Origin of the sequence: Pseudomonas sp. MM213 (genome assembly GCF_020423045.1) — a bacterium.
GTDB lineage: Bacteria > Pseudomonadota > Gammaproteobacteria > Pseudomonadales > Pseudomonadaceae > Aquipseudomonas > Aquipseudomonas migulae.
Genome location: NZ_CP081943.1, coordinates 3,902,485 through 3,927,206, shown reverse-complemented (window position 1 = coordinate 3,927,206; position 24,722 = coordinate 3,902,485). Strand labels below are relative to the sequence as shown.

Annotated in this window: 27 protein-coding genes, 4 tRNA genes and 1 rRNA gene; 31 read left to right on the top strand and 1 reads right to left on the bottom strand. The window is 54.7% G+C overall.

Going from position 1 to position 24,722, the window contains the following annotated elements:
• The first annotated feature begins 50 nt into the window (after positions 1–50).
• The 7 genes from rrf to K5R88_RS17895 all read left to right on the top strand — a co-directional run bounded on the left by rrf (position 51) and on the right by K5R88_RS17895 (position 2,874).
• A 5S ribosomal RNA gene (gene rrf / locus K5R88_RS17925) occupies positions 51–166 on the top strand.
• A gap of 134 nt (positions 167–300) precedes the next feature.
• Positions 301–1,260, top strand: a complete 960-nt coding sequence (gene birA / locus K5R88_RS17920) for a bifunctional biotin--[acetyl-CoA-carboxylase] ligase/biotin operon repressor BirA (RefSeq protein WP_226298136.1) — start codon at positions 301–303, stop codon at positions 1,258–1,260.
• On the top strand, positions 1,250–1,999 hold the full coding sequence (locus K5R88_RS17915; protein ID WP_226298135.1) for a pantothenate kinase: 750 nt from the start codon (positions 1,250–1,252) through the stop codon (positions 1,997–1,999). Before birA ends, K5R88_RS17915 begins: the two co-directional genes overlap by 11 nt.
• A 7-nt stretch (positions 2,000–2,006) precedes the next feature.
• Positions 2,007–2,447 carry a hypothetical protein gene (locus K5R88_RS17910; RefSeq protein WP_008041291.1) on the top strand — a complete coding sequence of 147 codons (441 nt, stop codon included), beginning with the start codon at positions 2,007–2,009 and terminating at the stop codon, positions 2,445–2,447.
• Between the two features lie 142 nt (positions 2,448–2,589).
• Positions 2,590–2,674: transfer RNA gene (locus K5R88_RS17905), tRNA-Tyr, on the top strand.
• Positions 2,675–2,698: 24 nt separating this feature from the next.
• Positions 2,699–2,772 (top strand) — tRNA-Gly (locus K5R88_RS17900).
• 26 nt (positions 2,773–2,798) lie between these two features.
• Positions 2,799–2,874, top strand: a tRNA-Thr gene (locus K5R88_RS17895).
• On the opposite strand, the gene K5R88_RS17890 is transcribed toward K5R88_RS17895, so the two are convergent.
• Positions 2,853–3,026 carry a hypothetical protein gene (locus tag K5R88_RS17890; RefSeq protein ID WP_226298134.1) on the bottom strand — a complete coding sequence of 58 codons (174 nt, stop codon included), beginning with the start codon at positions 3,024–3,026 and terminating at the stop codon, positions 2,853–2,855. The two genes, K5R88_RS17895 and K5R88_RS17890, sit on opposite strands and share 22 nt — an antisense overlap.
• A gap of 23 nt (positions 3,027–3,049) precedes the next feature.
• On the opposite strand from K5R88_RS17890, the gene K5R88_RS17885 reads away from it, so the two are divergent.
• The 24 genes from K5R88_RS17885 to rpsQ all read left to right on the top strand — a co-directional run bounded on the left by K5R88_RS17885 (position 3,050) and on the right by rpsQ (position 24,717).
• Positions 3,050–3,125 (top strand) — tRNA-Trp (locus tag K5R88_RS17885).
• A gap of 45 nt (positions 3,126–3,170) precedes the next feature.
• Positions 3,171–3,539 (top strand): preprotein translocase subunit SecE, encoded by a 369-nt coding sequence (gene secE, locus K5R88_RS17880; protein ID WP_007896620.1) that lies wholly within the window; start codon positions 3,171–3,173, stop codon positions 3,537–3,539.
• Positions 3,540–3,548: 9 nt separating this feature from the next.
• The gene (gene nusG, locus K5R88_RS17875; RefSeq protein ID WP_007896622.1) at positions 3,549–4,082 is read left to right on the top strand and encodes a transcription termination/antitermination protein NusG; all 534 of its coding nucleotides are present in this window, start codon (positions 3,549–3,551) and stop codon (positions 4,080–4,082) included.
• A gap of 117 nt (positions 4,083–4,199) precedes the next feature.
• On the top strand, positions 4,200–4,631 hold the full coding sequence (gene rplK / locus K5R88_RS17870; protein WP_008030880.1) for a 50S ribosomal protein L11: 432 nt from the start codon (positions 4,200–4,202) through the stop codon (positions 4,629–4,631).
• Positions 4,631–5,326 (top strand): 50S ribosomal protein L1, encoded by a 696-nt coding sequence (rplA, locus tag K5R88_RS17865; RefSeq protein ID WP_008041297.1) that lies wholly within the window; start codon positions 4,631–4,633, stop codon positions 5,324–5,326. Before rplK ends, rplA begins: the two co-directional genes overlap by 1 nt.
• Before the next feature lie 198 nt (positions 5,327–5,524).
• Positions 5,525–6,025, top strand: coding sequence for a 50S ribosomal protein L10 (gene rplJ / locus K5R88_RS17860; RefSeq protein WP_110755008.1), 501 nt, complete (start codon positions 5,525–5,527; stop codon positions 6,023–6,025).
• A 75-nt stretch (positions 6,026–6,100) separates the two neighbouring features.
• Positions 6,101–6,466, top strand: a complete 366-nt coding sequence (rplL, locus tag K5R88_RS17855) for a 50S ribosomal protein L7/L12 (protein ID WP_008030886.1) — start codon at positions 6,101–6,103, stop codon at positions 6,464–6,466.
• Positions 6,467–6,686: 220 nt separating this feature from the next.
• The gene (gene rpoB / locus K5R88_RS17850; RefSeq protein WP_008030889.1) at positions 6,687–10,760 is read left to right on the top strand and encodes a DNA-directed RNA polymerase subunit beta; all 4,074 of its coding nucleotides are present in this window, start codon (positions 6,687–6,689) and stop codon (positions 10,758–10,760) included.
• A gap of 64 nt (positions 10,761–10,824) precedes the next feature.
• A complete protein-coding gene (gene rpoC, locus K5R88_RS17845; protein WP_008030891.1) occupies positions 10,825–15,024 on the top strand; it encodes a DNA-directed RNA polymerase subunit beta' in 4,200 nt (1,399 codons plus the stop codon).
• A 215-nt stretch (positions 15,025–15,239) separates the two neighbouring features.
• On the top strand, positions 15,240–15,611 hold the full coding sequence (gene rpsL / locus K5R88_RS17840) for a 30S ribosomal protein S12 (protein WP_002555494.1): 372 nt from the start codon (positions 15,240–15,242) through the stop codon (positions 15,609–15,611).
• Between the two features lie 119 nt (positions 15,612–15,730).
• Positions 15,731–16,201 carry a 30S ribosomal protein S7 gene (gene rpsG / locus K5R88_RS17835; RefSeq protein ID WP_002555493.1) on the top strand — a complete coding sequence of 157 codons (471 nt, stop codon included), beginning with the start codon at positions 15,731–15,733 and terminating at the stop codon, positions 16,199–16,201.
• Between the two features lie 30 nt (positions 16,202–16,231).
• On the top strand, positions 16,232–18,337 hold the full coding sequence (gene fusA / locus K5R88_RS17830; protein ID WP_008030893.1) for an elongation factor G: 2,106 nt from the start codon (positions 16,232–16,234) through the stop codon (positions 18,335–18,337).
• Between the two features lie 30 nt (positions 18,338–18,367).
• Positions 18,368–19,561, top strand: a complete 1,194-nt coding sequence (gene tuf, locus K5R88_RS17825; protein ID WP_008030895.1) for an elongation factor Tu — start codon at positions 18,368–18,370, stop codon at positions 19,559–19,561.
• Positions 19,562–19,717: 156 nt separating this feature from the next.
• On the top strand, positions 19,718–20,029 hold the full coding sequence (gene rpsJ / locus K5R88_RS17820) for a 30S ribosomal protein S10 (RefSeq protein WP_003186070.1): 312 nt from the start codon (positions 19,718–19,720) through the stop codon (positions 20,027–20,029).
• 80 nt (positions 20,030–20,109) lie between these two features.
• On the top strand, positions 20,110–20,745 hold the full coding sequence (gene rplC / locus K5R88_RS17815; RefSeq protein ID WP_003186059.1) for a 50S ribosomal protein L3: 636 nt from the start codon (positions 20,110–20,112) through the stop codon (positions 20,743–20,745).
• Positions 20,746–20,757: 12 nt separating this feature from the next.
• Positions 20,758–21,360: a 50S ribosomal protein L4 gene (gene rplD, locus K5R88_RS17810; protein WP_003228735.1), complete on the top strand. Its 603-nt coding sequence runs from the start codon at positions 20,758–20,760 to the stop codon at positions 21,358–21,360.
• The gene (gene rplW, locus K5R88_RS17805) at positions 21,357–21,656 is read left to right on the top strand and encodes a 50S ribosomal protein L23 (protein ID WP_002555488.1); all 300 of its coding nucleotides are present in this window, start codon (positions 21,357–21,359) and stop codon (positions 21,654–21,656) included. Before rplD ends, rplW begins: the two co-directional genes overlap by 4 nt.
• 14 nt (positions 21,657–21,670) lie before the next feature.
• Positions 21,671–22,495, top strand: a complete 825-nt coding sequence (gene rplB / locus K5R88_RS17800; RefSeq protein WP_008030897.1) for a 50S ribosomal protein L2 — start codon at positions 21,671–21,673, stop codon at positions 22,493–22,495.
• Between the two features lie 16 nt (positions 22,496–22,511).
• The gene (rpsS, locus tag K5R88_RS17795) at positions 22,512–22,787 is read left to right on the top strand and encodes a 30S ribosomal protein S19 (RefSeq protein ID WP_002555486.1); all 276 of its coding nucleotides are present in this window, start codon (positions 22,512–22,514) and stop codon (positions 22,785–22,787) included.
• A gap of 11 nt (positions 22,788–22,798) precedes the next feature.
• A complete protein-coding gene (gene rplV, locus K5R88_RS17790; protein ID WP_003103908.1) occupies positions 22,799–23,131 on the top strand; it encodes a 50S ribosomal protein L22 in 333 nt (110 codons plus the stop codon).
• A gap of 13 nt (positions 23,132–23,144) precedes the next feature.
• Positions 23,145–23,831, top strand: a complete 687-nt coding sequence (rpsC, locus tag K5R88_RS17785; RefSeq protein ID WP_003176422.1) for a 30S ribosomal protein S3 — start codon at positions 23,145–23,147, stop codon at positions 23,829–23,831.
• 12 nt (positions 23,832–23,843) lie between these two features.
• Positions 23,844–24,257 carry a 50S ribosomal protein L16 gene (rplP, locus tag K5R88_RS17780; protein ID WP_008030899.1) on the top strand — a complete coding sequence of 138 codons (414 nt, stop codon included), beginning with the start codon at positions 23,844–23,846 and terminating at the stop codon, positions 24,255–24,257.
• Complete coding sequence (gene rpmC, locus K5R88_RS17775) at positions 24,257–24,448, top strand: 50S ribosomal protein L29 (protein ID WP_008030901.1); 192 nt, start codon at positions 24,257–24,259, stop codon at positions 24,446–24,448. The genes rplP and rpmC overlap by 1 nt, the downstream gene beginning before the upstream one ends.
• A 2-nt stretch (positions 24,449–24,450) precedes the next feature.
• On the top strand, positions 24,451–24,717 hold the full coding sequence (rpsQ, locus tag K5R88_RS17770) for a 30S ribosomal protein S17 (RefSeq protein ID WP_003176419.1): 267 nt from the start codon (positions 24,451–24,453) through the stop codon (positions 24,715–24,717).
• The last annotated feature ends 5 nt before the right edge of the window (positions 24,718–24,722 follow it).

Sequence of the window (24,722 nt, the reverse complement as noted above, 5' to 3'; positions counted from 1 at the left end):
CGCATACCCAATTCGCTGGAACGTCGTAAGACGCGTCAGCTCAAGAATTTCTTGACGACCATAGAGCATTGGAACCACCTGATCCCATCCCGAACTCAGCAGTGAAACGATGCATCGCCGATGGTAGTGTGGGGTTTCCCCATGTGAGAGTAGGTCATCGTCAAGATTAAATTCCGAAACCCCAATTGCGAAAGCAGTTGGGGTTTTGTTTTGCCCGCAAGAAAATCTGCCCAGTACGGTTTCTATGCAACGGCTCAAGGCATGGCTATCATGCGGGCCTCATTGTGAGGCGGGACTTGCATGCTGACGTTGTTAAAGCTTCTTAAGGATGGCCGATTCCATTCAGGCCAGGCCCTGGGCACCGCTTTAGGTGTCAGTCGGAGTGCTGTGTGGAAGCAGCTTCAGCTTCTCGAGGCTGAGCTTGGCTTGTCCATCCACAAAGTGCGGGGGCGTGGTTATCAATTGGCCTCACCGTTGACACTGCTCGACTCTGTCGCAATAGCAGAGCAGGCGCCTTCTTGTAATTGGCCCATTCTGGTTTTCGATTCAATTGACTCCACTAACGCCGAGGCGCTGCGTGCAATAGAACGCGGTCAGGTAGCGCCATTTCTTGTGCTTGCCGAGCGGCAGACGTCTGGCCGTGGGCGCCGCGGGCGTAAGTGGGCGAGTCCTTTCGCGGAAAATATCTATTACAGTCTGGTGCTGCGTATTGAAGGTGGCATGCGCCAGTTGGAAGGCTTGAGTCTTGTTGTTGGGCTTGCTGTCTTGCAAACCTTGCGAGCGCTGGGCGTATCAGATGCAGGCTTGAAGTGGCCCAATGATGTTCTGGTTGGTCAAAAAAAGCTCGCGGGGATACTGCTTGAGTTGGTAGGCGATCCTGCTGATGTGTGTCATGTGGTTCTGGGTGTCGGGATCAATGTGAACATGCAGATGACCGAAGAGGTTGATCAGCAGTGGACGTCCTTGCGGCTTGAGTCAGGGCGGACATTCGATCGCAATCAATTGGTCGCGCAGTTGGGGCAGATGCTCCAGGTTTATTTGAGTCGACATCAAGTCGGCGGATTTTCCGCTATCCAGGCTGAGTGGGAGCAGAATCATCTGTGGCAGGGGCGGGCGGTGTCGTTGATCGCCGGAGTTAGCCATATAGATGGCGAGGTACTGGGTATTGATAGTCAGGGTGCTCTGCGCTTGAAGGTGGGCGGTGTGGAAAAAGTCTTTAGTGGTGGTGAGCTCAGCTTGAGGTTGCGTGATGATTCTTGAGCTCGACTGCGGAAACAGTTTTATCAAGTGGCGAGTGCTTGAAGCTGATGCTCGCCAGACGATTGGCGAGGGCGTCGTCGACTCCAATCTTGCATTGCTGGAGAGCTTGAGCGCGCTCAAGGGGCTCGCCCTCAAGTTTTGCCGATTGGTCAGTGTCCGAACGCCAGAAGAGACCGGTGCATTGATTGCTCTGCTGACCGACACTTTTGGAGTGTCAGTAGTTTGCGCTGCGCCCGCTCGTGAAATGTCGGGGGTTCGCAATGGCTATGAAGAGTTCGAACGCCTGGGGCTCGACCGCTGGCTGGCGATGCTTGGGGGGTTCCAATTAGCGTCGGGTGCATGCCTGGTGCTTGATTTTGGTACTGCTGTCACTGCGGATTTCGTCGCCGGTGATGGAGAGCATCTCGGGGGGTTTATTTGTCCGGGAATGCCATTGATGCGAAATCAATTGCGCACCCATACCCGTAAAATTCGTTATGGGGATCTGGCAGCTGAGCGCGCCATGGAGAGTCTCGTTCCAGGTCGCACAACCGTCGAAGCGGTTGAGCGGGGGTGCTCGTTGATGCTTAGAGGCTTTGTTCTGACCCAGCTGGAGCTTGCGCGTAGCTACTGGGGGGCGGATTTCTCCGTGTTTCTGACCGGTGGGGATGCCGGGTTGGTTTCTGAGATTGTGCCAGAGGCTAGAGTGGTTCCGGACCTGGTATTTGTGGGTTTGGCTATGGCATGTCCTTTGTCCTGAGGTTCTTATGCGTTGGTTGTTTCTGCTGCTGCTTGTTCTGAATGTGTTCTATTACATCTGGCACCAACAAGAGGCTCCTCTGCGCGCGAAGGATGTCACTCCTCTCAGTTTGTATAGGGGAGGGCAGCAGGATATTCGCTTGTTGAGCGAGGCGGCTGATCCGGTCCTTGATAAGGGGAAGGCTGCTCTGCCGGACAATAGTTGTTTGTACTTGGGTGGTTTTGTTCGTCAAGAAGCGGTTCAGGCAGTTGAACGGCGCTTGAATGGCATGGAAATCAAGTATCAGCTCCTGCCAAAGGATCATCTTGAATTCGCGGGTTATTGGGTTCGGATCGCCCCTGAAAGCCGGCGTTGGCTGGGTGAGGTTCAGCTGCAAAACCTTTCTAGAGAATTCAATGAGTTAAAACATAAAATAATGCCGTGCGAGGGGGTTGCACCGGCTGAATAGTTTGAATAGAATGGCGCCCGCTTCGCAGTGAACGCCTTTAACGGCAAACGCAGCGAAGCGATGTCAACGCAGCTAACCTCAGGTTTTTAATGAGAAAATGCTTGACAGAAGGCTGGCATGATATAGAATGCCGGCTCGCTTAGGAGGGGTTCCCGAGCGGCCAAAGGGATCAGACTGTAAATCTGACGTCTACGACTTCGAAGGTTCGAATCCTTCCCCCTCCACCATTTTTAGCGAGAGCTGCAAGCCTCGCGGGTATAGTTTAGTGGTAGAACCTCAGCCTTCCAAGCTGATGATGCGGGTTCGATTCCCGCTACCCGCTCCAAGTTTGCAGGTCCTGCAAAGTGTTACGCTCTTGTAGCTCAGTTGGTAGAGCACACCCTTGGTAAGGGTGAGGTCAGCGGTTCAAATCCGCTCAAGAGCTCCATATGACAAGGCAGATATGAAAATATCTGCCTTTGTTTTAAGGGTTGCGATCAGGCCTTGTTGTTTTTTTTGTTGGCTGGTTGTGCAGGTGGCTTTGGCCTTAGCGTCGAGGCTGTCGAGTAAGGTGTTGTAATGTCTTTTTCGGGTCGGCATAATGGTCGGCCTGATTTTGTTTTAGGTCAGTAGCTCAATTGGCAGAGCGACGGTCTCCAAAACCGTAGGTTGGGGGTTCGATTCCCTCCTGACCTGCCAGATTCACTTGGTGTGTCTGGCTTTCTTTTCACAGGATCTTCATAGATGACTCCTAAAGCTGAAGCTCAAGGCTCTCGCTTCGATCTGCTCAAGTGGCTAGTAGTAGTCGCTTTGGTGGTTGTTGGCGTTGTTGGTAATCAGTATTACTCTGCTTCGCCGATCCTGTACCGCGTACTTGCATTGCTTGTCATCGCTGCTGTGGCTGCCTTCGTAGGCCTGCAAACAGTCAAGGGCAAGTCTTTCTTCGTACTGGTTAAGGAAGCTCGCACCGAGATTCGTAAAGTCGTATGGCCAACTCGCCAAGAAACCACGCAGACCACGTTGATCGTTGTCGCTGTTGTGTTGGTTATGGCGTTGCTGTTGTGGGGTCTTGATTCCCTGCTCGGCTGGCTTGTTTCCTTGATTGTCGGCTAAGGGTGTCCCGTGGCTAAGCGTTGGTACGTTGTGCATGCTTACTCCGGTTACGAGAAGCATGTCATGCGCTCGTTAGTAGAGCGCGTAAAGCTGGCTGGCATGGAAGATGGCTTTGGCGAAATTCTGGTTCCCACTGAAGAAGTGGTTGAAATGCGTAATGGCCAGAAACGCAAAAGCGAGCGTAAGTTCTTCCCAGGTTATGTGCTGGTTCAGATGGACATGAATGAGGGTACTTGGCACTTGGTCAAGGATACTCCTCGGGTGATGGGTTTCATCGGCGGTACCGCTGATAAGCCAGCACCAATCACAGACAAAGAGGCAGAAGCGATTCTGCGTCGTGTCGCTGATGGTAGCGATAAGCCGAAGCCGAAGACGTTGTTCGAGCCTGGCGAGTCGGTGCGTGTCAATGACGGGCCGTTTGCCGACTTTACCGGCACGGTTGAAGAAGTTAACTACGAAAAGAGCCGGATCCAAGTGGCAGTGCTCATTTTCGGTCGCTCTACTCCGGTAGAGCTAGAGTTCAGCCAGGTCGAAAAAGTCTAGCTGAGCAAGCGTCCCAACCCCGCAGCCCTAGGCTGTGGGGTTTTGTCGTCACTGGGATAAACGCGCAAGTAACCGGGGAGCCTTTCGAGGCGTTCGAACCCGTAATTGGAGTGCCTCATGGCCAAGAAGATTACCGCTTACATCAAGCTGCAAGTGAAGGCCGCTCAGGCTAACCCAAGCCCACCTGTTGGTCCTGCTCTGGGTCAGCACGGCGTGAACATCATGGAATTCTGCAAGGCTTTCAACGCCCGTACTCAGGGTATTGAGCCAGGTCTGCCGACTCCAGTGATCATCACTGTCTACAGCGACCGTAGCTTCACTTTCGAAACCAAATCCACCCCTGCTTCGGTTCTGCTGAAGAAGGCGGCTGGTCTGACTAGCGGTTCCGCTCGTCCGAACACCGTTAAGGTTGGCACTGTGACTCGTGCTCAGCTGGAAGAAATCGCGAAAGTTAAAAACGCGGATCTGACTGCAGCTGATATGGAAGCAGCCGTGCGTACCATCGCCGGTTCTGCTCGTAGCATGGGCCTTAACGTGGAGGGTGTGTAATGGCTAAGTTGACCAAGCGTCAAAAGGCTATCGCCGGCAAAATCGAAGCAGGCAAGTCCTACAACTTTGTAGACGCTGCTGCTCTGCTGGCTGAGCTGTCGACTGTCAAGTTCAGCGAGTCGTTCGACGTTGCTGTGAACCTGGGTGTTGACCCGCGTAAATCCGACCAGGTCGTTCGTAGCGCTACTGTGCTGCCGCACGGTACTGGCAAGACTGTTCGCGTTGCTGTGTTCACCCAGGGTCCAGCTGCTGAGGCCGCTCTGGCTGCCGGCGCTGACCGTGTAGGTATGGACGACCTGGCTGCCGAAATGAAAGGCGGCGACCTGAACTATGACGTAGTTATCGCATCCCCGGATGCAATGCGCGTTGTAGGCCAGTTGGGTCAGATCCTCGGTCCACGTGGCCTGATGCCTAACCCTAAAGTCGGCACCGTAACTCCAGACGTAGCTACCGCGGTTAAAAACGCCAAGGCTGGTCAGGTTCGTTATCGCACCGACAAAAACGGCATCATCCACACTTCCGTTGGCAAGATCGGCTTCGACGCCGTCAAGCTGAAGGAAAACGTTGAAGCCCTGATCGCTGATCTGAAGCGTATCAAGCCAGCTTCCTCGAAAGGCATTTACGTCAAGCGCGTTACCCTGAGCACCACTATGGGCCCAGGTCTGGTCATCGACCAAAGCTCGCTCGACGCGTAAGACAAAAGTTGGCGTAAGCGATTACGCCAATTGAAAGATTGGGGTCCCTGCCTGGCGGGGGCTATCCAAGACCGTAGGCGACGCAAGTCTTAAACCACAAGCCTACGCAGATGGTGCTCCCGGTTCCTTACCGAATCAGACACCAAAACGACATCCGGTTTCGACCAGATGAAACGGTAACAAGCAGGAGTTAAACCCGTGGCAATTAAACTCGAAGACAAGAAGGCCATCGTCGCTGAAGTCAACGAGGCTGCCAAAGTCGCTCTGTCCGCTGTCGTGGCTGATGCCCGTGGCGTAACAGTAGGCGCAATGACCGGACTCCGTAAAGAGGCTCGTGAAGCTGGCGTTTACGTACGTGTTGTACGTAACACCCTGCTCAAGCGCGCCGTTGCTGACACTGAATTCAGTGTTCTCAACGACACGTTCACTGGCCCTACCCTGATTGCCTTCTCCAAAGAACATCCAGGCGCTGCTGCCCGGATCTTCAAAGAGTTCGCAAAGGGTCAGGACAAGTTCGAGATCAAGGCAGCTGCGTTCGAGGGCAAGTTCCTCGCAGCTAACCAAATCGACGTACTGGCAACTCTGCCGACCCGTGACGAAGCAATTTCTCAGCTGATGAGCGTGATTCAAGGCGCTACCAGCAAATTGGCTCGTACTCTGGCGGCAATTCGCGACCAGAAAGAAGCCGCTGCAGCCTAAGGCTCGTCAGCTTCTCGCGTTTTTTGTTTTTTTCGATGGTCGCGTAGGCCGTCCCCAATATCAGGAATTAGATTCATGTCTATCTCTCAGAACGATATCCTTGAAGCAGTTGGCAACATGTCCGTAATGGAAGTTGTTGAGCTGATCAAAGCTTTCGAAGAAAAATTCGGTGTTACCGCTGCTGCTGCATCGGCTGGTCCAGCTGCTGCTGCCGCTGTTGTTGAAGAGCAAACTGAATTCAACGTCATGCTGACCGAAGCTGGCGAGAAGAAAGTTAACGTGATTAAGGCAGTACGTGAACTGACCGGTCTGGGCCTGAAAGAAGCCAAGGCTGTAGTTGACGGCGCTCCTGCCATGGTTCTGGAAGCTGTTGCCAAAGACGCAGCTGACAAAGCCAAAGCAGTACTGGAAGAAGCAGGCGCTAAAGTCGAGCTGAAGTAAGCATCGACTTTGCTCCTCCAGCCCGAGCGTTAAGCGAAAGGCTGATGGCTGGTGGCTCTTGCCACCGGCCTTTTTCCGTTATTGGCAGCCGACTGGGTCGGTGCTGATAACGAGTTGTAACCACCCGATGCGGTGGCGCAAACCATGGGGTTTGCACGATTTTCTGGCTGCTCCCGTCGGGAGGGGCCAAACAAGCAGGTGACCAAGCTGGGGAACGCTGATGGCTTACTCATATACTGAGAAAAAACGTATCCGCAAGGACTTTAGCAAGTTGCCGGACGTCATGGATGTGCCGTACCTCCTGGCCATCCAGCTGGATTCGTATCGTGAATTCTTGCAAGCGGGAGCGACTAAAGATCAGTTCCGCGACGTGGGCCTGCATGCGGCCTTCAAATCCGTTTTCCCGATCATCAGCTACTCCGGCAATGCTGCGCTGGAGTACGTCGGTTATCGCCTGGGCGAACCGGCATTTGATGTCAAAGAATGCGTATTGCGCGGTGTAACTTACGCCGTACCTTTGCGGGTAAAAGTGCGCCTGATCATTTTCGACAAAGAATCGTCGAACAAAGCGATCAAGGACATCAAAGAGCAAGAAGTCTACATGGGTGAAATCCCCCTGATGACTGAGAACGGTACCTTCGTAATCAACGGTACCGAGCGTGTAATCGTTTCCCAGCTGCACCGTTCCCCGGGCGTGTTCTTCGACCACGACCGTGGCAAGACGCACAGCTCCGGCAAACTGCTGTACTCCGCGCGCATCATTCCTTACCGCGGTTCGTGGTTGGACTTCGAGTTCGATCCGAAAGACTGCGTGTTCGTGCGTATCGACCGTCGTCGCAAGCTGCCTGCATCGGTACTGCTGCGCGCGCTCGGCTATACCACTGAAGAAGTGCTCGACGCGTTCTACACCACCAACGTCTTCCACGTGCAAGGTGAAAACCTCAGCCTGGAACTGGTGCCTCAGCGCCTGCGTGGTGAAATTGCTGTCCTGGATATCCTGGATGACAAAGGCAAGGTTATTGTCGAGCAAGGTCGTCGTATCACCGCTCGCCACATCAACCAGCTGGAAAAAGCCGGGATCAAAGAGCTGCAAGTGCCTCTGGACTACGTCCTGGGTCGCACTACCGCCAAGGTCATCGTGCATCCGGCAACCGGCGAAATCCTGGCGGAGTGCAACACCGAGCTGAACACCGAGATCCTGGCGAAAATCGCCAAGGCTCAGGTTGTCCGCATCGAAACTCTGTACACCAACGATATCGACTGCGGTCCGTTCGTCTCCGACACCCTGAAGATCGACTCCACCAGCAACCAATTGGAAGCGCTGGTCGAGATCTATCGCATGATGCGTCCAGGCGAGCCGCCAACCAAAGACGCTGCCGAGACTCTGTTCAACAACCTGTTCTTCAGCCCTGAGCGCTATGACCTGTCTGCGGTCGGCCGGATGAAGTTCAACCGTCGTATCGGTCGTACCGAAATCGAAGGTTCGGGCGTGTTGTGCAAAGAAGACATCGTTGCGGTTCTGAAGACTCTGGTCGACATCCGTAACGGTAAAGGCATCGTCGATGACATCGACCACCTGGGTAACCGTCGTGTTCGCTGCGTAGGCGAAATGGCCGAGAACCAGTTCCGCGTTGGCCTGGTACGTGTTGAGCGTGCGGTCAAAGAGCGTCTGTCGATGGCTGAAAGCGAAGGCCTGATGCCGCAAGACCTGATTAACGCCAAGCCAGTGGCTGCGGCGGTGAAAGAGTTCTTCGGTTCCAGCCAGCTGTCCCAGTTCATGGACCAGAACAACCCGCTGTCCGAGATCACCCACAAGCGTCGTGTTTCTGCACTCGGCCCTGGCGGTTTGACTCGTGAGCGTGCCGGCTTTGAAGTTCGTGACGTACACCCGACTCACTACGGTCGTGTATGCCCGATCGAAACGCCGGAAGGTCCGAACATCGGTCTGATCAACTCCCTGGCCGCCTATGCGCGCACCAACCAGTACGGCTTCCTCGAGAGCCCGTACCGTGTGGTGAAAGACGCTCTGGTCACCGACGAGATCGTGTTCCTGTCCGCCATCGAAGAAGCTGATCATGTGATCGCTCAGGCTTCGGCCACGATGAACGACAAGAAAGTCCTGATCGACGAGCTGGTAGCTGTTCGTCACTTGAACGAGTTCACCGTCAAGGCGCCGGAAGACGTCACCTTGATGGACGTATCGCCGAAGCAGGTAGTTTCGGTTGCAGCGTCGCTGATCCCGTTCCTCGAGCACGACGACGCCAACCGTGCGTTGATGGGTTCGAACATGCAGCGTCAAGCTGTACCAACCCTGCGCGCTGACAAGCCGCTGGTCGGTACCGGCATGGAGCGTAACGTAGCTCGTGACTCCGGCGTTTGCGTCGTGGCTCGTCGTGGCGGCGTTATCGATTCCGTGGACGCCAGCCGTATCGTGGTTCGTGTTGCTGATGACGAAGTTGAAACCGGCGAAGCTGGTGTCGACATCTACAACCTGACCAAATACACCCGCTCTAACCAGAACACCTGCATCAACCAGCGTCCGCTGGTGCGTAAAGGTGATCGGGTCCAGCGCAGCGACATCATGGCCGACGGTCCGTCCACCGACATGGGTGAGCTGGCTCTGGGTCAGAACATGCGCATCGCGTTCATGGCATGGAACGGCTTCAACTTCGAAGACTCCATCTGCCTGTCCGAGCGTGTTGTTCAGGAAGATCGCTTCACCACGATCCACATTCAGGAACTGACCTGTGTGGCACGTGACACCAAGCTTGGGCCTGAGGAAATCACTGCAGACATCCCTAACGTGGGTGAAGCTGCACTGAACAAACTGGACGAAGCCGGTATCGTTTACGTAGGTGCTGAAGTTGGCGCAGGCGACATTCTGGTCGGTAAGGTCACTCCGAAAGGCGAGACTCAACTGACTCCGGAAGAGAAGCTGCTGCGTGCCATCTTCGGTGAAAAAGCCAGCGACGTTAAAGACACCTCCCTGCGCGTACCTACCGGTACCAAGGGTACTGTCATCGACGTGCAGGTCTTCACCCGCGACGGCGTTGAGCGTGATGCTCGTGCACTGTCGATCGAGAAGACTCAGCTCGACGAGATCCGCAAGGACCTGAACGAAGAGTTCCGTATCGTTGAAGGCGCCACTTTCGAACGTCTGCGTTCCGCTCTGGTCGGCCATAAAGCCGAAGGCGGCGCCGGTCTGAAGAAAGGTCAGGACATCACCGACGAAGTTCTCGACGGTCTTGAGCATGGTCAGTGGTTCAAACTGCGCATGGCTGAAGATGCTCTGAACGAGCAGCTCGAGAAGGCTCAGGCCTACATCGTTGATCGCCGACGTCTGCTGGACGACAAGTTCGAAGACAAGAAGCGCAAACTGCAGCAGGGCGATGACCTGGCTCCAGGCGTGCTGAAAATCGTCAAGGTTTACCTGGCAATCCGTCGCCGCATCCAACCGGGCGACAAGATGGCCGGTCGTCACGGTAACAAAGGTGTGGTCTCCGTGATCATGCCGGTTGAAGACATGCCGCACGATGCCAATGGCACCCCGGTCGACGTCGTCCTCAACCCGTTGGGCGTACCTTCGCGTATGAACGTTGGTCAGATCCTTGAAACCCACCTGGGCCTCGCGGCTAAAGGTCTGGGCGAGAAGATCAACCGGATGATCGAAGAGCAGCGCAAAGTCGCCGAGCTTCGCAAGTTCCTGCACGAGATCTACAACGAGATCGGCGGTCGCAACGAAGATCTGGATAGCTTCTCCGATCAGGAAATCCTGGATCTGGCGAAGAACCTGCGTGGCGGCGTTCCAATGGCCACTCCAGTGTTCGACGGCGCCAAGGAAAGCGAAATCAAGGCCATGCTGAAACTGGCAGACCTGCCAGAAAGCGGCCAGATGCAGCTGACCGACGGCCGTACCGGCAACAAGTTCGAGCGCCCGGTTACTGTTGGCTACATGTACATGCTGAAGCTGAACCACTTGGTAGACGACAAGATGCACGCTCGTTCTACCGGTTCGTACAGCCTGGTTACCCAGCAGCCGCTGGGTGGTAAGGCACAGTTCGGTGGTCAGCGTTTCGGGGAGATGGAGGTCTGGGCACTGGAAGCATACGGTGCCGCTTACACTCTGCAAGAAATGCTCACAGTGAAGTCGGACGATGTGAACGGCCGTACCAAGATGTACAAAAACATCGTGGATGGCGATCACCGTATGGAGCCGGGCATGCCCGAGTCCTTCAACGTGTTGATCAAGGAAATTCGTTCCCTCGGCATCGATATCGATCTGGAAACCGAATAACACGTGACGCGAATCGAGAGCGGGGCAGGATTGCCCGCTCTCTGCTCCGCCAGGAGGAAAGGCCTTGAAAGACCTACTGAATTTGCTGAAAAACCAGGGTCAAGTCGAAGAGTTCGACGCCATCCGTATTGGATTGGCATCGCCTGAGATGATCCGTTCGTGGTCGTTCGGTGAAGTTAAAAAGCCGGAAACCATCAACTACCGTACGTTCAAACCTGAGCGTGACGGCCTGTTCTGCGCCAAGATCTTTGGCCCGGTAAAGGATTACGAGTGCCTGTGCGGTAAGTACAAGCGCTTGAAGCACCGTGGTGTGATCTGCGAGAAGTGCGGCGTTGAAGTCGCGCTGGCTAAAGTTCGTCGTGAGCGCATGGCGCACATCGAACTGGCCTCGCCAGTTGCCCACATCTGGTTCCTGAAATCGCTGCCGTCGCGTATCGGCTTGCTGATGGATATGACCCTGCGTGATATCGAACGCGTTCTCTATTTCGAGAGCTATGTCGTTATCGATCCAGGCATGACCACCCTTGAAAAAGGTCAGCTGCTGAACGATGAGCAGTACTTCGAAGCGCTGGAAGAGTTCGGCGACGATTTCGATGCCCGCATGGGTGCCGAAGCTGTCCGCGAACTGCTGCACGCTATCGACCTGGAACACGAGATTGGCCGTCTGCGTGAAGAAATTCCGCAAACCAACTCCGAAACCAAAATCAAGAAGCTGTCCAAGCGTCTGAAGTTGATGGAAGCCTTCCAGGGTTCCGGCAACCTTCCAGAATGGATGGTGCTGACCGTTCTGCCGGTTCTGCCGCCAGATCTGCGTCCACTGGTCCCGCTGGATGGCGGTCGCTTCGCGACTTCCGACCTCAACGATCTGTATCGTCGAGTGATCAACCGTAACAACCGCTTGAAGCGTCTGCTCGATCTGTCCGCTCCGGACATCATCGTGCGCAACGAAAAGCGTATGTTGCAGGAAGCCGTCGATGCACTGCTCGACAACGGTCGTCGTGGTCGCGCTATCACCGGTTCCAACAAGCGTCCTCTGAAATCCTTGGCTGACATGATCAAGGGTAAGCAAGGTCGTTTCCGTCAGAACTTGCTCGGTAAGCGTGTTGACTACTCGGGTCGTTCGGTAATTACCGTAGGTCCGACCCTGCGTCTGCACCAGTGCGGTCTGCCGAAGAAAATGGCTCTCGAGCTGTTCAAGCCGTTCATTTTCGGCAAGCTGGAAATGCGTGGTCTTGCTACCACCATCAAAGCTGCGAAGAAGATGGTTGAGCGCGAGCTGCCGGAAGTTTGGGACGTTCTCGCTGAAGTTATCCGCGAACACCCAGTGCTTCTCAACCGTGCACCGACCCTTCACCGTCTGGGTATCCAGGCGTTTGAACCAGTACTGATCGAAGGTAAGGCTATCCAGCTGCACCCTCTGGTCTGTGCTGCATACAACGCCGACTTCGACGGCGACCAAATGGCCGTGCACGTACCGCTGACACTGGAAGCCCAGTTGGAAGCGCGTGCGTTGATGATGTCGACCAACAACATTCTGTCGCCAGCCAACGGTGAGCCAATCATCGTTCCGTCGCAGGACGTTGTATTGGGTCTGTACTACATGACTCGTGAAGCGATCAACGCCAAGGGCGAAGGTCGTGTGTTCGCGGATCTGCAGGAAGTTGACCGTGTGTTCCGTGCCGGCGAAGCCGCGCTGCACGCAAAAGTCAAAGTGCGGATCAACGAAACCGTCAATGACCGTGATGGCGGCAGCGTGACCAACACTCGTATCGTCGACACCACTGTCGGCCGTGCGCTGTTGTTCCAGGTTGTACCAAAAGGTCTGTCGTACGACGTCGTCAACCTGCCGATGAAGAAAAAGGCGATCTCCAAGCTGATCAACCAGTGCTACCGCGTGGTTGGTTTGAAAGAGACCGTGATCTTCGCTGACCAGTTGATGTACACCGGTTTTGCCTATTCGACTATTTCCGGCGTTTCCATCGGTGTTAACGACTTCGTTATCCCGGATGAAAAAGCCCGCATCATCGGTGCTGCTACCGACGAAGTGAAAGAGATCGAAAGTCAGTACGCCTCCGGCCTGGTAACCCAGGGCGAGAAGTACAACAAAGTGATCGACCTTTGGTCCAAGGCGAACGACGAAGTTTCCAAGGCGATGATGGCCAACCTCTCGAAAGAGAAAGTCATCGACCGTCATGGCGTCGAAGTCGACCAAGAGTCCTTCAACTCGATGTACATGATGGCCGACTCGGGCGCACGGGGTTCTGCTGCGCAGATCCGTCAGCTCGCCGGTATGCGTGGCCTGATGGCCAAGCCGGATGGTTCCATCATCGAAACGCCGATTACTGCGAACTTCCGTGAAGGTTTGAGCGTACTTCAGTACTTCATCTCGACTCACGGTGCTCGTAAAGGTTTGGCGGATACCGCGTTGAAAACTGCGAACTCCGGTTACCTGACTCGTCGTCTGGTAGACGTGGCGCAGGATCTGGTTGTGACCGAGATCGATTGCGGCACCGAGCATGGCCTGGTAATGACTCCGCACATTGAAGGCGGTGACGTTGTTGAGCCGTTGGGTGAGCGCGTATTGGGTCGTGTCATTGCCCGTGACGTATTCAAGCCAGGTACCGAGGAAGTTATCGTTCCTGCCGGCACTCTGGTAGACGAGAAGTGGGTCGAGTTCATCGAGCTGAACAGCATCGACGAAGTGATCGTGCGTTCGCCGATCAGCTGCGAAACCCGCTACGGCATTTGCGCCAAGTGCTACGGCCGTGACTTGGCTCGTGGTCACCAGGTGAACATCGGTGAAGCGGTCGGCGTTATCGCTGCCCAGTCCATCGGTGAGCCGGGTACCCAGCTGACCATGCGTACGTTCCACATCGGTGGTGCGGCAAGCCGGACCTCCGCAGCTGACAGCGTTCAGGTGAAGAATGGCGGTACCGTCCGTCTGCACAACTTGAAGCACGTTGAGCGAGTGGATGGTTGCCTGGTTGCTGTGTCCCGTTCCGGTGAGCTGGCAATCGCTGATGACTTCGGTCGTGAGCGCGAGCGTTACAAGCTGCCGTACGGTGCTGTGATTTCGGTTAAAGAAGGTGACAAGGTCGACGCTGGCGCAATCGTGGCCAAGTGGGATCCGCACACTCACCCAATCGTTACCGAAATGAAAGGTACCGTGACCTACGTGGGCATGGAAGAAGGCATCACGATCAAGCGTCAGACTGACGAATTGACCGGTATGACCAACATTGAAGTTCTCGACGCCAAAGACCGTCCAGCTGCCGGTAAAGATATCCGTCCTGCTGTGAAGATGGTTGATGACAACGGCAAGGATCTGTTGCTGCCAGGCACTGACGTTATCGCTCAGTACTTCCTGCCAGCCAACGCCCTGGTCGGTGTTGCGGACGGTGCGAAAATCGCGATCGGTGATGTTATCGCTCGTATTCCGCAAGAGACTTCGAAGACCCGTGACATCACCGGTGGTCTGCCGCGTGTTGCCGACTTGTTCGAAGCCCGTCGTCCGAAAGAAGCCTCGATTCTGGCTGAAGTCAGCGGCACCATCGCGTTCGGTAAAGAGACCAAAGGCAAACGCCGTCTGGTCATCACTCCGAACGACGGTAGCGATCCGTACGAAGAGCTGATTCCGAAGTGGCGTCACCTGAACGTCTTCGAAGGCGAACAGGTAAACCGCGGCGAAGTTATCTCCGACGGCCCGAGCGATCCACACGACATCCTGCGTCTGCTGGGTGTAAGTGCGCTGGCCAAGTACATCGTGAACGAGATCCAGGACGTTTACCGTCTGCAAGGCGTGAAGATCAACGATAAGCACATCGAGACCATCCTGCGTCAGATGCTGCGTAAAGTTGAAATCGCTGAATCCGGCGATTCCAGTTTCATCAAGGGCGACCAGATGGAATTGACTCACGTATTGGTAGAGAACGAGCGCCTGGCGAACGACGAGAAATTCGTTTCCAAGTTCACTCGCGTGCTGCTGGGTATCACCAAGGCGTCGTTGTCCACCGAATCGTTCATCTCGGCGGCTTCCTTCCAGGAAACCACTCGCGTACTGACCGAAGCGGCGGTAACCGGCAAGCGCGATTACCTGCGCGGCCTGAAAGAAAACGTGGTCGTGGGTCGTCTGATCCCGGCTGGTACCGGTCTGGCTTATCACAGCGAGCGTAAACGCCGTCGTGATGCTGACAAACCGTTGCGCGTAAGCGCCAGTGAAGTGGAAGCTGCACTGACCGAAGCGCTGAACTCGAGCGGTAACTGAGTTCTGCGATAAATGAGCCAAGGCCCTGATCGTTCCGTTCATCGAATCAAGACATTTTGTCGAGGTTGGATAAGCGGGAAGGTCGGGGCCTTGTCTTGACTGGGGGCAAGATCCTCTTTAGACTCTTGTACCCCTAAATTTGGCGGGAATTCGTTCCTGCCATTTTGCTTTTCTTGCAAGACAATAGCGTCGCAAGACAACAGTGGAGCTAGTAGATGGCAACTATCAACCAGCTGGTACGTCAGCCGCGTAAGCGTATCGTCGAGAAATCCGACGTGCCTGCGCTGCAGAACTGCCCGCAACGTCGTGGCGTATGCACCCGTGTGTATACCACCACGCCGAAAAAACCTAACTCGGCACTGCGTAAAGTATGCCGTGTGCGTCTGACCAACGGTTTCGAGGTTTCCTCGTACATCGGCGGTGAAGGCCACAACCTGCAAGAGCACAGCGTGGTACTGATCCGCGGCGGTCGTGTAAAAGACTTGCCAGGTGTTCGTTACCACACCGTTCGCGGCTCTTTGGATACTTCCGGCGTTAAAGGTCGTAACCAAGGTCGTTCGAAGTACGGTACCAAGAAGCCTAAGTAGTAGTGGCTTTTTGTAAAAACTGAATCATCTATTTTTCTGAGTCGATAAGAGTAAGGTCGGAGGCGTCCCGAAAGGGCACTGATTCCGAGCGAACCTGAAGACCGTTTGAGGGCTTATCCATGCCAAGAAGACGCGTAGCAGCCAAGCGCGAAGTGCTTGACGATCCAAAATACGGAAGCCAAATCCTGGCCAAGTTCATGAACCACGTGATGGAAAGCGGCAAGAAAGCCGTTGCCGAGCGTATCGTTTATGGCGCGCTGGAGAAGGTTAAAGAACGCAAGAACAGCGACCCCCTGGAAATCTTCGAGAAAGCTCTCGACGCCATCGCTCCGCTGGTCGAAGTAAAGTCGCGCCGTGTAGGCGGTGCTACTTACCAGGTTCCGGTCGAAGTTCGTCCGTCCCGTCGTAACGCTCTGGCAATGCGCTGGTTGGTAGACTTCGCCCGTAAGCGCGGCGAGAAGTCTATGGCTCTGCGTTTGGCTGGCGAACTGTTGGACGCTGCTGAAGGCAAAGGTGCTGCAGTTAAGAAGCGTGAAGACGTGCACCGTATGGCTGAAGCCAACAAGGCTTTCTCGCACTACCGCTTCTAATTTTAGCGTCACTAATTTTGCGAGGGCTTTATGGCTCGTACTACACCGATTAATCGCTACCGTAACATTGGTATCGTTGCTCACGTGGATGCTGGTAAAACCACCACCACCGAGCGCGTCCTTTTTTACACTGGCAAAAGTCACAAAATGGGCGAGGTGCATGACGGCGCCGCGACCACAGACTGGATGGTGCAGGAGCAGGAGCGTGGTATTACCATTACTTCTGCTGCTATTACCGCCTTCTGGCAGGGTTCCGAGAAGCAGCACAAAGATCAGTATCGCTTCAACGTCATCGACACCCCGGGCCACGTTGACTTCACTATTGAAGTTGAACGTTCCCTGCGTGTTCTCGACGGCGCGGTCGTTGTGTTCTGCGGTACCTCGGGTGTTGAGCCTCAGTCGGAAACCGTATGGCGTCAGGCCAACAAGTACGGCGTTCCACGTCTTGTTTACGTAAACAAGATGGACCGTGCTGGTGCAAACTTCCTGCGCGTGATCGGTCAGATCAAGCAGCGTCTGGGTCACACTCCGGTGCCAATCCAGTTGGCTATCGGTTCCGAAGACAACTTCCAGGGTCAGATCGATCTGATGTCCATGGAAGCTGTTTACTGGAATGACGCTGACAAAGGCATGACTCCACGTCGCGAGCCTATCCCTGCTGAATTGCAGGAATTGGCTGACGAGTGGCGCAGCAACATGATTGAAGCTGCGGCAGAAGCCAGCGAAGAGCTGATGAACAAGTACCTCGAAGGTGAAGAACTCACCAACGCGGAAATCAAGGCCGCTCTGCGTCAGCGTACTATTGCTGGCGAGATCGTTCTGGCTGTTTGCGGTTCTTCCTTCAAGAACAAGGGCGTTCCCCTGGTTCTCGACGCCGTTATCGACTACCTGCCTGCTCCTACCGACATTCCTGCCATCAAGGGTACTGACCCGGATGACGAGACCAAGGAAATGGAGCGTCACGCAGACGACAGCGAGCCGTTCTCGGCTCTGGCGTTCAAGATCGCTACCGACCCATTCGTGGGTACTTTGACCTTTGTTCGAGTTTACTCGGGCGTGTTGGCCTCCGGCGACGGCGTGATCAACTCGGTTAAAGGCAAGAAAGAGCGTGTGGGTCGTATGGTGCAAATGCACGCAAACGCCCGCGAAGAGATCAAGGAAGTTCGCGCTGGTGACATCGCGGCCTTGATCGGCATGAAGGACGTCACCACTGGTGAGACTTTGTGCAACGCTGACAAGCCAATCATCCTGGTTCGCATGGACTTCCCGGAGCCGGTTATTTCGGTTGCCGTAGAGCCTAAGACCAAGGATGACCAGGAAAAAATGGGTATCGCTCTGGGCAAACTTGCTCAGGAAGACCCGTCTTTCCGCGTCAAGACTGATGAAGAGACTGGTCAAACGATCATCTCCGGCATGGGCGAGTTGCACCTGGACATCCTGGTTGACCGGATGCGCCGTGAGTTCAACGTCGAAGCCAACATCGGTAAGCCTCAAGTTTCGTACCGTGAGCGCATCACGAAGAGCTGCGAAATCGAAGGCAAGTTCGTTCGTCAGTCCGGCGGTCGTGGCCAGTTCGGTCATTGCTGGATTCGCTTTGCTCCTGCTGACGAAGGTCAGGAAGGTCTGCAATTCCTGAACGAAGTAGTGGGTGGTGTGGTTCCTAAGGAATACATCCCGGCTATCCAGAAGGGTATCGAAGAGCAGATGAAGAACGGCGTTGTTGCCGGCTATCCGCTGATCGGCCTGAAGGCTACCGTGTTTGATGGTTCCTACCATGACGTCGACTCGAACGAGATGGCGTTTAAGGTGGCTGCTTCCATGGCGACCAAGCAACTGGCCCAGAAGGGCGGTGGTGAGTTGCTTGAGCCGATCATGGCTGTAGAGGTTGTTACACCTGAAGACTATATGGGTGACGTGATGGGCGACCTTAACCGTCGTCGCGGCATGATCCTGGGTATGGAAGATACGGTTTCCGGTAAAGTAATTCGTGCCGAGGTTCCGTTGGGCGAGATGTTCGGTTATGCGACCGACGTTCGTTCCATGTCCCAAGGTCGCGCAAGCTACTCTATGGAATTCAAAAAATACAATACAGCTCCGTCGCACATCGTCGAAACTGTAACCAAAAAACAAGGCTGATTCAGTCCTTTAGGCTAGGAGTTAATTGTCGTGGCTAAAGAAAAATTTGATCGTTCCCTTCCGCACGTCAACGTTGGCACCATCGGTCACGTTGACCACGGTAAAACCACTCTGACTGCTGCTCTGACTCGCGTCTGCTCCGAAGTTTTCGGTTCGGCTCGTGTTGACTTCGACAAGATCGACAGCGCACCAGAAGAGAAAGCTCGTGGTATCACCATCAACACCGCGCACGTTGAATACAACTCGCTGATCCGTCACTACGCTCACGTTGACTGCCCAGGTCACGCTGACTATGTGAAGAACATGATCACCGGTGCTGCTCAGATGGACGGCGCTATCCTGGTTTGCTCGGCCGCTGATGGTCCGATGCCACAAACCCGTGAGCACATCCTGCTGTCCCGTCAGGTAGGCGTTCCGTACATCGTGGTTTTCCTGAACAAGGCTGACCTGGTAGACGACGCAGAGCTGCTGGAACTGGTTGAGATGGAAGTTCGCGACCTGCTCAGCACTTACGACTTCCCAGGTGACGACACTCCGATCATCATCGGTTCTGCTCGTATGGCTCTGGAAGGCAACGACGAAAACGAAATGGGCACCACTGCCGTTCGTAAACTGGTTGAAACTCTGGACAGCTACATCCCAGAGCCAGTTCGTCTGACCGACAAGCCGTTCCTGATGCCAATCGAAGACGTATTCTCGATCTCGGGTCGTGGTACTGTTGTGACTGGTCGTATCGAGCGCGGTATCGTTCGCGTTCAGGATCCACTGGAAATCGTTGGTCTGCGTGACACCACCGTCACCACCTGCACCGGTGTTGAAATGTTCCGCAAACTGCTCGACGAAGGTCGTGCTGGCGAGAACTGCGGCGTTCTGCTGCGTGGTACCAAGCGTGACGACGTTGAGCGTGGCCAGGTTCTGGTTAAGCCGGGTTCGGTTAAGCCGCACACCAAGTTCACCGCAGAAGTTTACGTTCTGAGCAAGGAAGAAGGCGGTCGTCATACTCCGTTCTTCAAAGGCTACCGTCCACAGTTCTACTTCCGTACTACTGACGTGACTGGTAACTGCGAGCTGCCAGAAGGCGTTGAAATGGTAATGCCAGGTGACAACATTCAGATGACTGTTACCCTGATCAAAACCATCGCAATGGAAGACGGTCTGCGTTTCGCTATCCGTGAAGGCGGTCGTACCGTCGGCGCTGGCGTCGTAGCCAAAATCATCGAGTAAGCTCTTTTTGAGTAAGCTTTGATGAATTGAAAAAGCCCCCGCTTAGCGGGGGCTTTTTTATTGGGTTGACACCTATCTGGGGCGTCTATAGAATTGCGCCTCCTTTTAACGGGCGTATTGCGCCCGGTGGGAATAGCAGCCGGAGTCTGAAATCCAATGCAAAATCAGCAAATCCGTATCAGGTTGAAGGCTTTTGACCATCGCCTGATCGACCAATCCACCCAGGAAATCGTGGAAACCGCGAAACGTACTGGTGCTCAAGTGCGTGGTCCAATTCCACTGCCTACCCGTAAAGAGCGGTTCACCGTTCTGGTCTCCCCGCACGTCAACAAAGACGCGCGTGACCAGTACGAGATCCGTACTCATAAGCGCGTTCTGGACATCGTCCAGCCAACGGATAAAACCGTTGATGCTCTTATGAAGCTTGATCTTGCGGCCGGTGTGGAAGTGCAGATCAGCCTCGGCTAAGACTCGGTCTTAGTCGTGTAACGCTCTGAAATGGGCGGCCATAGCGGGTGAAAGCCCCGTACACTCATGAGGTTTACAACATGACTATTGGTGTAGTCGGTCGTAAATGCGGTATGACCCGTATTTTCACCGAAGAAGGTGTCTCCATTCCGGTCACGGTCATTGAGATCGAGCCGAATCGCGTCACCCAGTTCAAAACTGAAGAGACCGATGGCTATCGTGCAGTGCAAGTCACTGTAGGCGAGCGTCGTGCTTCGCGTGTTACAGCTGCTCAGGCTGGCCACTTCGCTAAAGCGAACGTTGCCGCTGGTCGTACCGTAATGGAATTCCGTCTTGAAGAAGGCGAGTACCAGGCCGGCGATCTGATCAACGCTGAAATCTTCGCCGCTGGTCAACTGGTTGATGTAACCGGTCAGTCCAAAGGTAAAGGCTTCCAGGGTACGATCAAGCGTTGGAACTTCCGCGGGCAAGATAATACCCACGGTAACTCCGTGTCCCACCGCGTTCCAGGCTCTATCGGCCAGTGCCAGACTCCTGGTCGTGTATTCAAGGGCAAAAAAATGTCCGGTCATATGGGCGCTGAGCGCGTGACCGTGCAGTCCCTCGAAGTAGTGCGCGTGGACGCTGAACGCAATCTGTTGTTGGTCAAGGGCGCTGTTCCTGGCGCTACTGGCGGCAACTTGGTTGTACGTCCAGCAGCCAAGGCTCGCGGTTAAGGGGAAGCTGACATGCAATTAAATGTAAATGACGCTCAAGCGATCGAAGTTTCCGAACTGACATTTGGCGGCGAATTCAACGAGACGCTGGTTCACCAAGCAGTCGTGGCCTACATGGCCGGCGGCCGTCAAGGTAGCAAGCAGCAAAAGACCCGTTCCGACGTTCGTGGTGGCGGTAAGCGCCCATGGCGTCAGAAAGGTACTGGCCGTGCTCGTGCCGGTACTATCCGTAGCCCAATCTGGCGTGGCGGCGGTACCACTTTCGCAGCTCGTCCTCAGGATCACTCCCAGAAGCTGAACAAGAAGATGTATCGCGCAGCAATGCGTTCCATCCTTGCTGAGCTGGTGCGTACTGATCGTCTGGTCGTGGTTCAGGATTTCGCAGTTGAAACTCCGAAAACCAAAGACCTGCTGGGCAAGCTGAACAACATGAGCCTGACCGACGTTCTGATCGTGTCGGACGCTGTTGATCAGAACCTGTACCTGGCTGCTCGCAACCTGCCGCACGTAGATGTACGTGATGTGCAAGGTTCCGATCCAGTTAGTCTGATCGCATACGACAAGGTGTTGATCACCGTGTCGGCCGTGAAGAAATTCGAGGAGCTGCTGGGATGAACCAGGAACGCGTATTTAAAGTTCTGCTTGGCCCGCACGTTTCCGAGAAGGCTACGGTTCTGGCAGACAAGAAAGGTCAGTTCGTTTTCAAGGTTGCTACTGATGCAACCAAGCTGGAAATCAAGAAGGCCGTCGAAAGCCTGTTCAGCGTGAAAGTAGAGCGTGTTACTACCCTGAATGTTCTGGGTAAGAGCAAGCGTACTGCTCGCGGTCTGGGCAAGCGTAATGACTGGAAGAAGGCAGTTATCTCCCTTCAGCCAGGCCAAGATCTCGATTTCAGCAGCAGTGCTGAGTAAGGAAGGGGTGCATCATGGCAATCGTTAAATGCAAACCGACTTCCCCTGGCCGCCGTCATGTGGTCAAGGTGGTCAACCAGGAGCTGCATAAAGGCGCTCCTCACGCACCGCTGCTCGAGAAGAAATCGAAGTCTGGTGGTCGTAACAACAATGGTCGTATTACCACTCGTCACATCGGTGGTGGCCATAAGCAGCATTATCGTCTGGTCGATTTCCGTCGCAACGACAAAGATGGCATTCCAGCCACTGTCGAGCGTATCGAATACGATCCAAACCGTACTGCTCACATTGCTCTTATGTTGTACGCAGACGGCGAACGCCGTTACATCATCGCCCCTAAAGGCGTGAACGCTGGTGACCAGCTGATTTCGGGTGCTTTGGCTCCGATCAAGCCGGGCAACCAGTTGCAACTGCGCAGCATTCCAGTTGGTAGTACCGTACACGGCATCGAATTGAAGCCAGGTAAAGGCGCGCAAATCGCTCGTTCCGCTGGTGCTTCGGCTCAGCTGATCGCTCGTGAAGGTGTCTATGTGACCCTGCGTCTGCGTTCTGGTGAGATGCGTAAAGTGCTGGCTGAATGCCGCGCGACCCTGGGTGAAGTCTCGAACTCCGAGCACAGCCTGCGTTCGCTGGGTAAAGCTGGTGCCAAACGCTGGCGTGGCGTTCGCCCAACCGTTCGTGGTGTTGCCATGAACCCGGTTGACCACCCACATGGTGGTGGTGAAGGTCGTACCTCTGGTGGTCGTCATCCGGTATCGCCATGGGGCTTCCCGACTAAGGGCGCGAAGACTCGTGGTAATAAGCGTACCGACAAAATGATCGTCCGTCGTCGCAAGTAAATAGAGGGATACGACAGTGCCACGTTCTCTGAAAAAAGGTCCTTTTATCGATCTTCACCTACTGAAGAAGATCGAAGTGGCGGCGGAAAAGAACGATCGCAAACCAGTTAAAACCTGGTCGCGCCGTTCGATGATCCTGCCACAAATGGTCGGTCTGACCATCGCAGTACACAACGGTCGTCAACATGTTCCAGTTCTCGTGAACGAAGACATGGTCGGCCACAAACTGGGCGAGTTCGCCGGTACCCGCACTTATCGTGGGCACGTGGCTGACAAGAAAGCCAAGCGTTAAGGGGTTAGGAAATGGAAGTAGCCGCTAAGTTGTCGGGCGCTCGAATCTCCGCCCAGAAAGCCCGCTTGGTCGCCGACCAGATCCGCGGGAAGAAGGTGGGCGAAGCGCTCAACTTGTTGGCTTTCAGCAGTAAGAAAGCCGCCGAGATCATGAAGAAAGTGCTGGAGTCGGCCGTAGCCAACGCCGAGCATAACGAAGGCGCAGACGTTGATGACCTTAAAGTCAGCACCGTTTTCGTCAACGAAGGGCGTTCGCTGAAGCGAATCATGCCACGTGCCAAAGGCCGTGCTGATCGCATCGTCAAGCGGTCTTGCCATATCACTGTCAAGGTTGCTGACAAGTAACGGAGTCGAAGAGATGGGTCAGAAAGTACATCCCATTGGCATTCGCCTGGGAATCGTCAAGGAGCACACCTCCGTCTGGTACGCAGACGGTCGGACTTATGCGGACTATTTGTTCGCTGATCTGAAGGTGCGTGAGTATCTCCAAGACAAACTAAAAAGCGCGTCCGTAAGCCGTATCGATATCCATCGTCCGGCCCAAACTGCACGTATCACCATCCACACCGCTCGTCCAGGTATCGTTATCGGGAAGAAAGGTGAAGATGTTGAGAAACTGCGTCAGGACCTGACCAAGCAAATGGGTGTGCCTGTGCACATCAATATCGAAGAAATCCGCAAGCCGGAACTCGACGGTATGTTGGTTGCGCAGAGCGTAGCTCAGCAGCTGGAGCGTCGCGTAATGTTCCGTCGCGCTATGAAGCGCGCTGTACAGAACGCCATGCGCATTGGTGCCAAAGGCATCAAAATCCAAGTGAGCGGTCGTCTCGGCGGTGCTGAAATCGCACGTACTGAATGGTATCGCGAAGGTCGTGTGCCACTGCACACCCTGCGTGCCGACATCGACTATGCCAACTACGAAGCTCACACCACTTACGGTGTGATCGGTGTAAAGGTTTGGATCTTCAAAGGCGAAGTAATTGGTGGTCGCCAAGAAGAACTGAAACCACAAGCACCAGCGCCTCGTAAAAAAGCTGCTAAGTAAGGGGTACGCCAAATGTTGCAACCAAAGCGTACGAAGTTCCGCAAGCAGATGACTGGTCACAACCGTGGCCTGGCATTGCGCGGTAGCAAAGTCAGCTTCGGCGAGTTCGCGCTGAAGTCTGTAGCTCGTGGTCGTCTCACCGCTCGTCAGATCGAGTCAGCGCGTCGTGCACTGACCCGTCACGTTAAACGTGGCGGCAAGATCTGGATCCGTGTGTTCCCGGACAAGCCTATTTCCAAGAAGCCACTCGAAGTTCGGATGGGTAAAGGTAAAGGTAGCGTGGAATACTGGGTTGCCCAGATTCAGCCAGGCAAAGTCCTGTATGAAATCGAGGGTGTTTCTGAAGAGCTGGCGCGTGAGGCATTTGCCCTGGCTGCTGCAAAGCTGCCGCTCGCCACTGCCTTCGTTAAACGGACGGTGATGTGATGAAAGCGAACGAACTTCGTGAAAAAGACGCGCCGCAGCTTAACGAGCAACTGCTCGGCCTGCTGCGCGACCAGTTCAATCTGCGCATGCAGAAAGCAACTGGCCAGTTGGGGCAGTCTCACCTGCTCCGGCAAGTTAAGCGTGACATCGCTCGCGTGAAGACTGTGCTCAAACAGCAGGCAGGTAAGTAATCATGGCTGAAGCCGAAAAAACCGTCCGTACGCTGACTGGCCGTGTTGTCAGCGACAAAATGGACAAGACCATCACCGTTCTGATCGAGCGTCGCGTTAAGCACCCGATCTACGGTAAATACGTTAAGCGTTCGACTAAGCTGCACGCGCACGACGAAACCAATCAGTGCCACATCGGCGACAAAGTCACTATTCGTGAAACTCGTCCTTTGGCCAAGACCAAGTCTTGGGCGCTGGTTGATGTTCTCGAACGCGCTGTGGAAGTCTAAGGACT

Coding starts and splice junctions, on each gene's coding strand:
- birA (WP_226298136.1), top strand. CDS start 301: ATGCTGACGTTGTTAAAGCTTCTTAAGGATGGCCGATTCCATTCAGGC.
- K5R88_RS17915 (WP_226298135.1), top strand. CDS start 1,250: ATGATTCTTGAGCTCGACTGCGGAAACAGTTTTATCAAGTGGCGAGTG.
- K5R88_RS17910 (WP_008041291.1), top strand. CDS start 2,007: ATGCGTTGGTTGTTTCTGCTGCTGCTTGTTCTGAATGTGTTCTATTAC.
- K5R88_RS17890 (WP_226298134.1), bottom strand. CDS start 3,026: ATGCCGACCCGAAAAAGACATTACAACACCTTACTCGACAGCCTCGAC.
- secE (WP_007896620.1), top strand. CDS start 3,171: ATGACTCCTAAAGCTGAAGCTCAAGGCTCTCGCTTCGATCTGCTCAAG.
- rplK (WP_008030880.1), top strand. CDS start 4,200: ATGGCCAAGAAGATTACCGCTTACATCAAGCTGCAAGTGAAGGCCGCT.
- rplA (WP_008041297.1), top strand. CDS start 4,631: ATGGCTAAGTTGACCAAGCGTCAAAAGGCTATCGCCGGCAAAATCGAA.
- rplL (WP_008030886.1), top strand. CDS start 6,101: ATGTCTATCTCTCAGAACGATATCCTTGAAGCAGTTGGCAACATGTCC.
- rpoB (WP_008030889.1), top strand. CDS start 6,687: ATGGCTTACTCATATACTGAGAAAAAACGTATCCGCAAGGACTTTAGC.
- rpsL (WP_002555494.1), top strand. CDS start 15,240: ATGGCAACTATCAACCAGCTGGTACGTCAGCCGCGTAAGCGTATCGTC.
- rpsG (WP_002555493.1), top strand. CDS start 15,731: ATGCCAAGAAGACGCGTAGCAGCCAAGCGCGAAGTGCTTGACGATCCA.
- fusA (WP_008030893.1), top strand. CDS start 16,232: ATGGCTCGTACTACACCGATTAATCGCTACCGTAACATTGGTATCGTT.
- rpsJ (WP_003186070.1), top strand. CDS start 19,718: ATGCAAAATCAGCAAATCCGTATCAGGTTGAAGGCTTTTGACCATCGC.
- rplC (WP_003186059.1), top strand. CDS start 20,110: ATGACTATTGGTGTAGTCGGTCGTAAATGCGGTATGACCCGTATTTTC.
- rplD (WP_003228735.1), top strand. CDS start 20,758: ATGCAATTAAATGTAAATGACGCTCAAGCGATCGAAGTTTCCGAACTG.
- rplW (WP_002555488.1), top strand. CDS start 21,357: ATGAACCAGGAACGCGTATTTAAAGTTCTGCTTGGCCCGCACGTTTCC.
- rplB (WP_008030897.1), top strand. CDS start 21,671: ATGGCAATCGTTAAATGCAAACCGACTTCCCCTGGCCGCCGTCATGTG.
- rplV (WP_003103908.1), top strand. CDS start 22,799: ATGGAAGTAGCCGCTAAGTTGTCGGGCGCTCGAATCTCCGCCCAGAAA.
- rpsC (WP_003176422.1), top strand. CDS start 23,145: ATGGGTCAGAAAGTACATCCCATTGGCATTCGCCTGGGAATCGTCAAG.
- rplP (WP_008030899.1), top strand. CDS start 23,844: ATGTTGCAACCAAAGCGTACGAAGTTCCGCAAGCAGATGACTGGTCAC.
- rpmC (WP_008030901.1), top strand. CDS start 24,257: ATGAAAGCGAACGAACTTCGTGAAAAAGACGCGCCGCAGCTTAACGAG.
- rpsQ (WP_003176419.1), top strand. CDS start 24,451: ATGGCTGAAGCCGAAAAAACCGTCCGTACGCTGACTGGCCGTGTTGTC.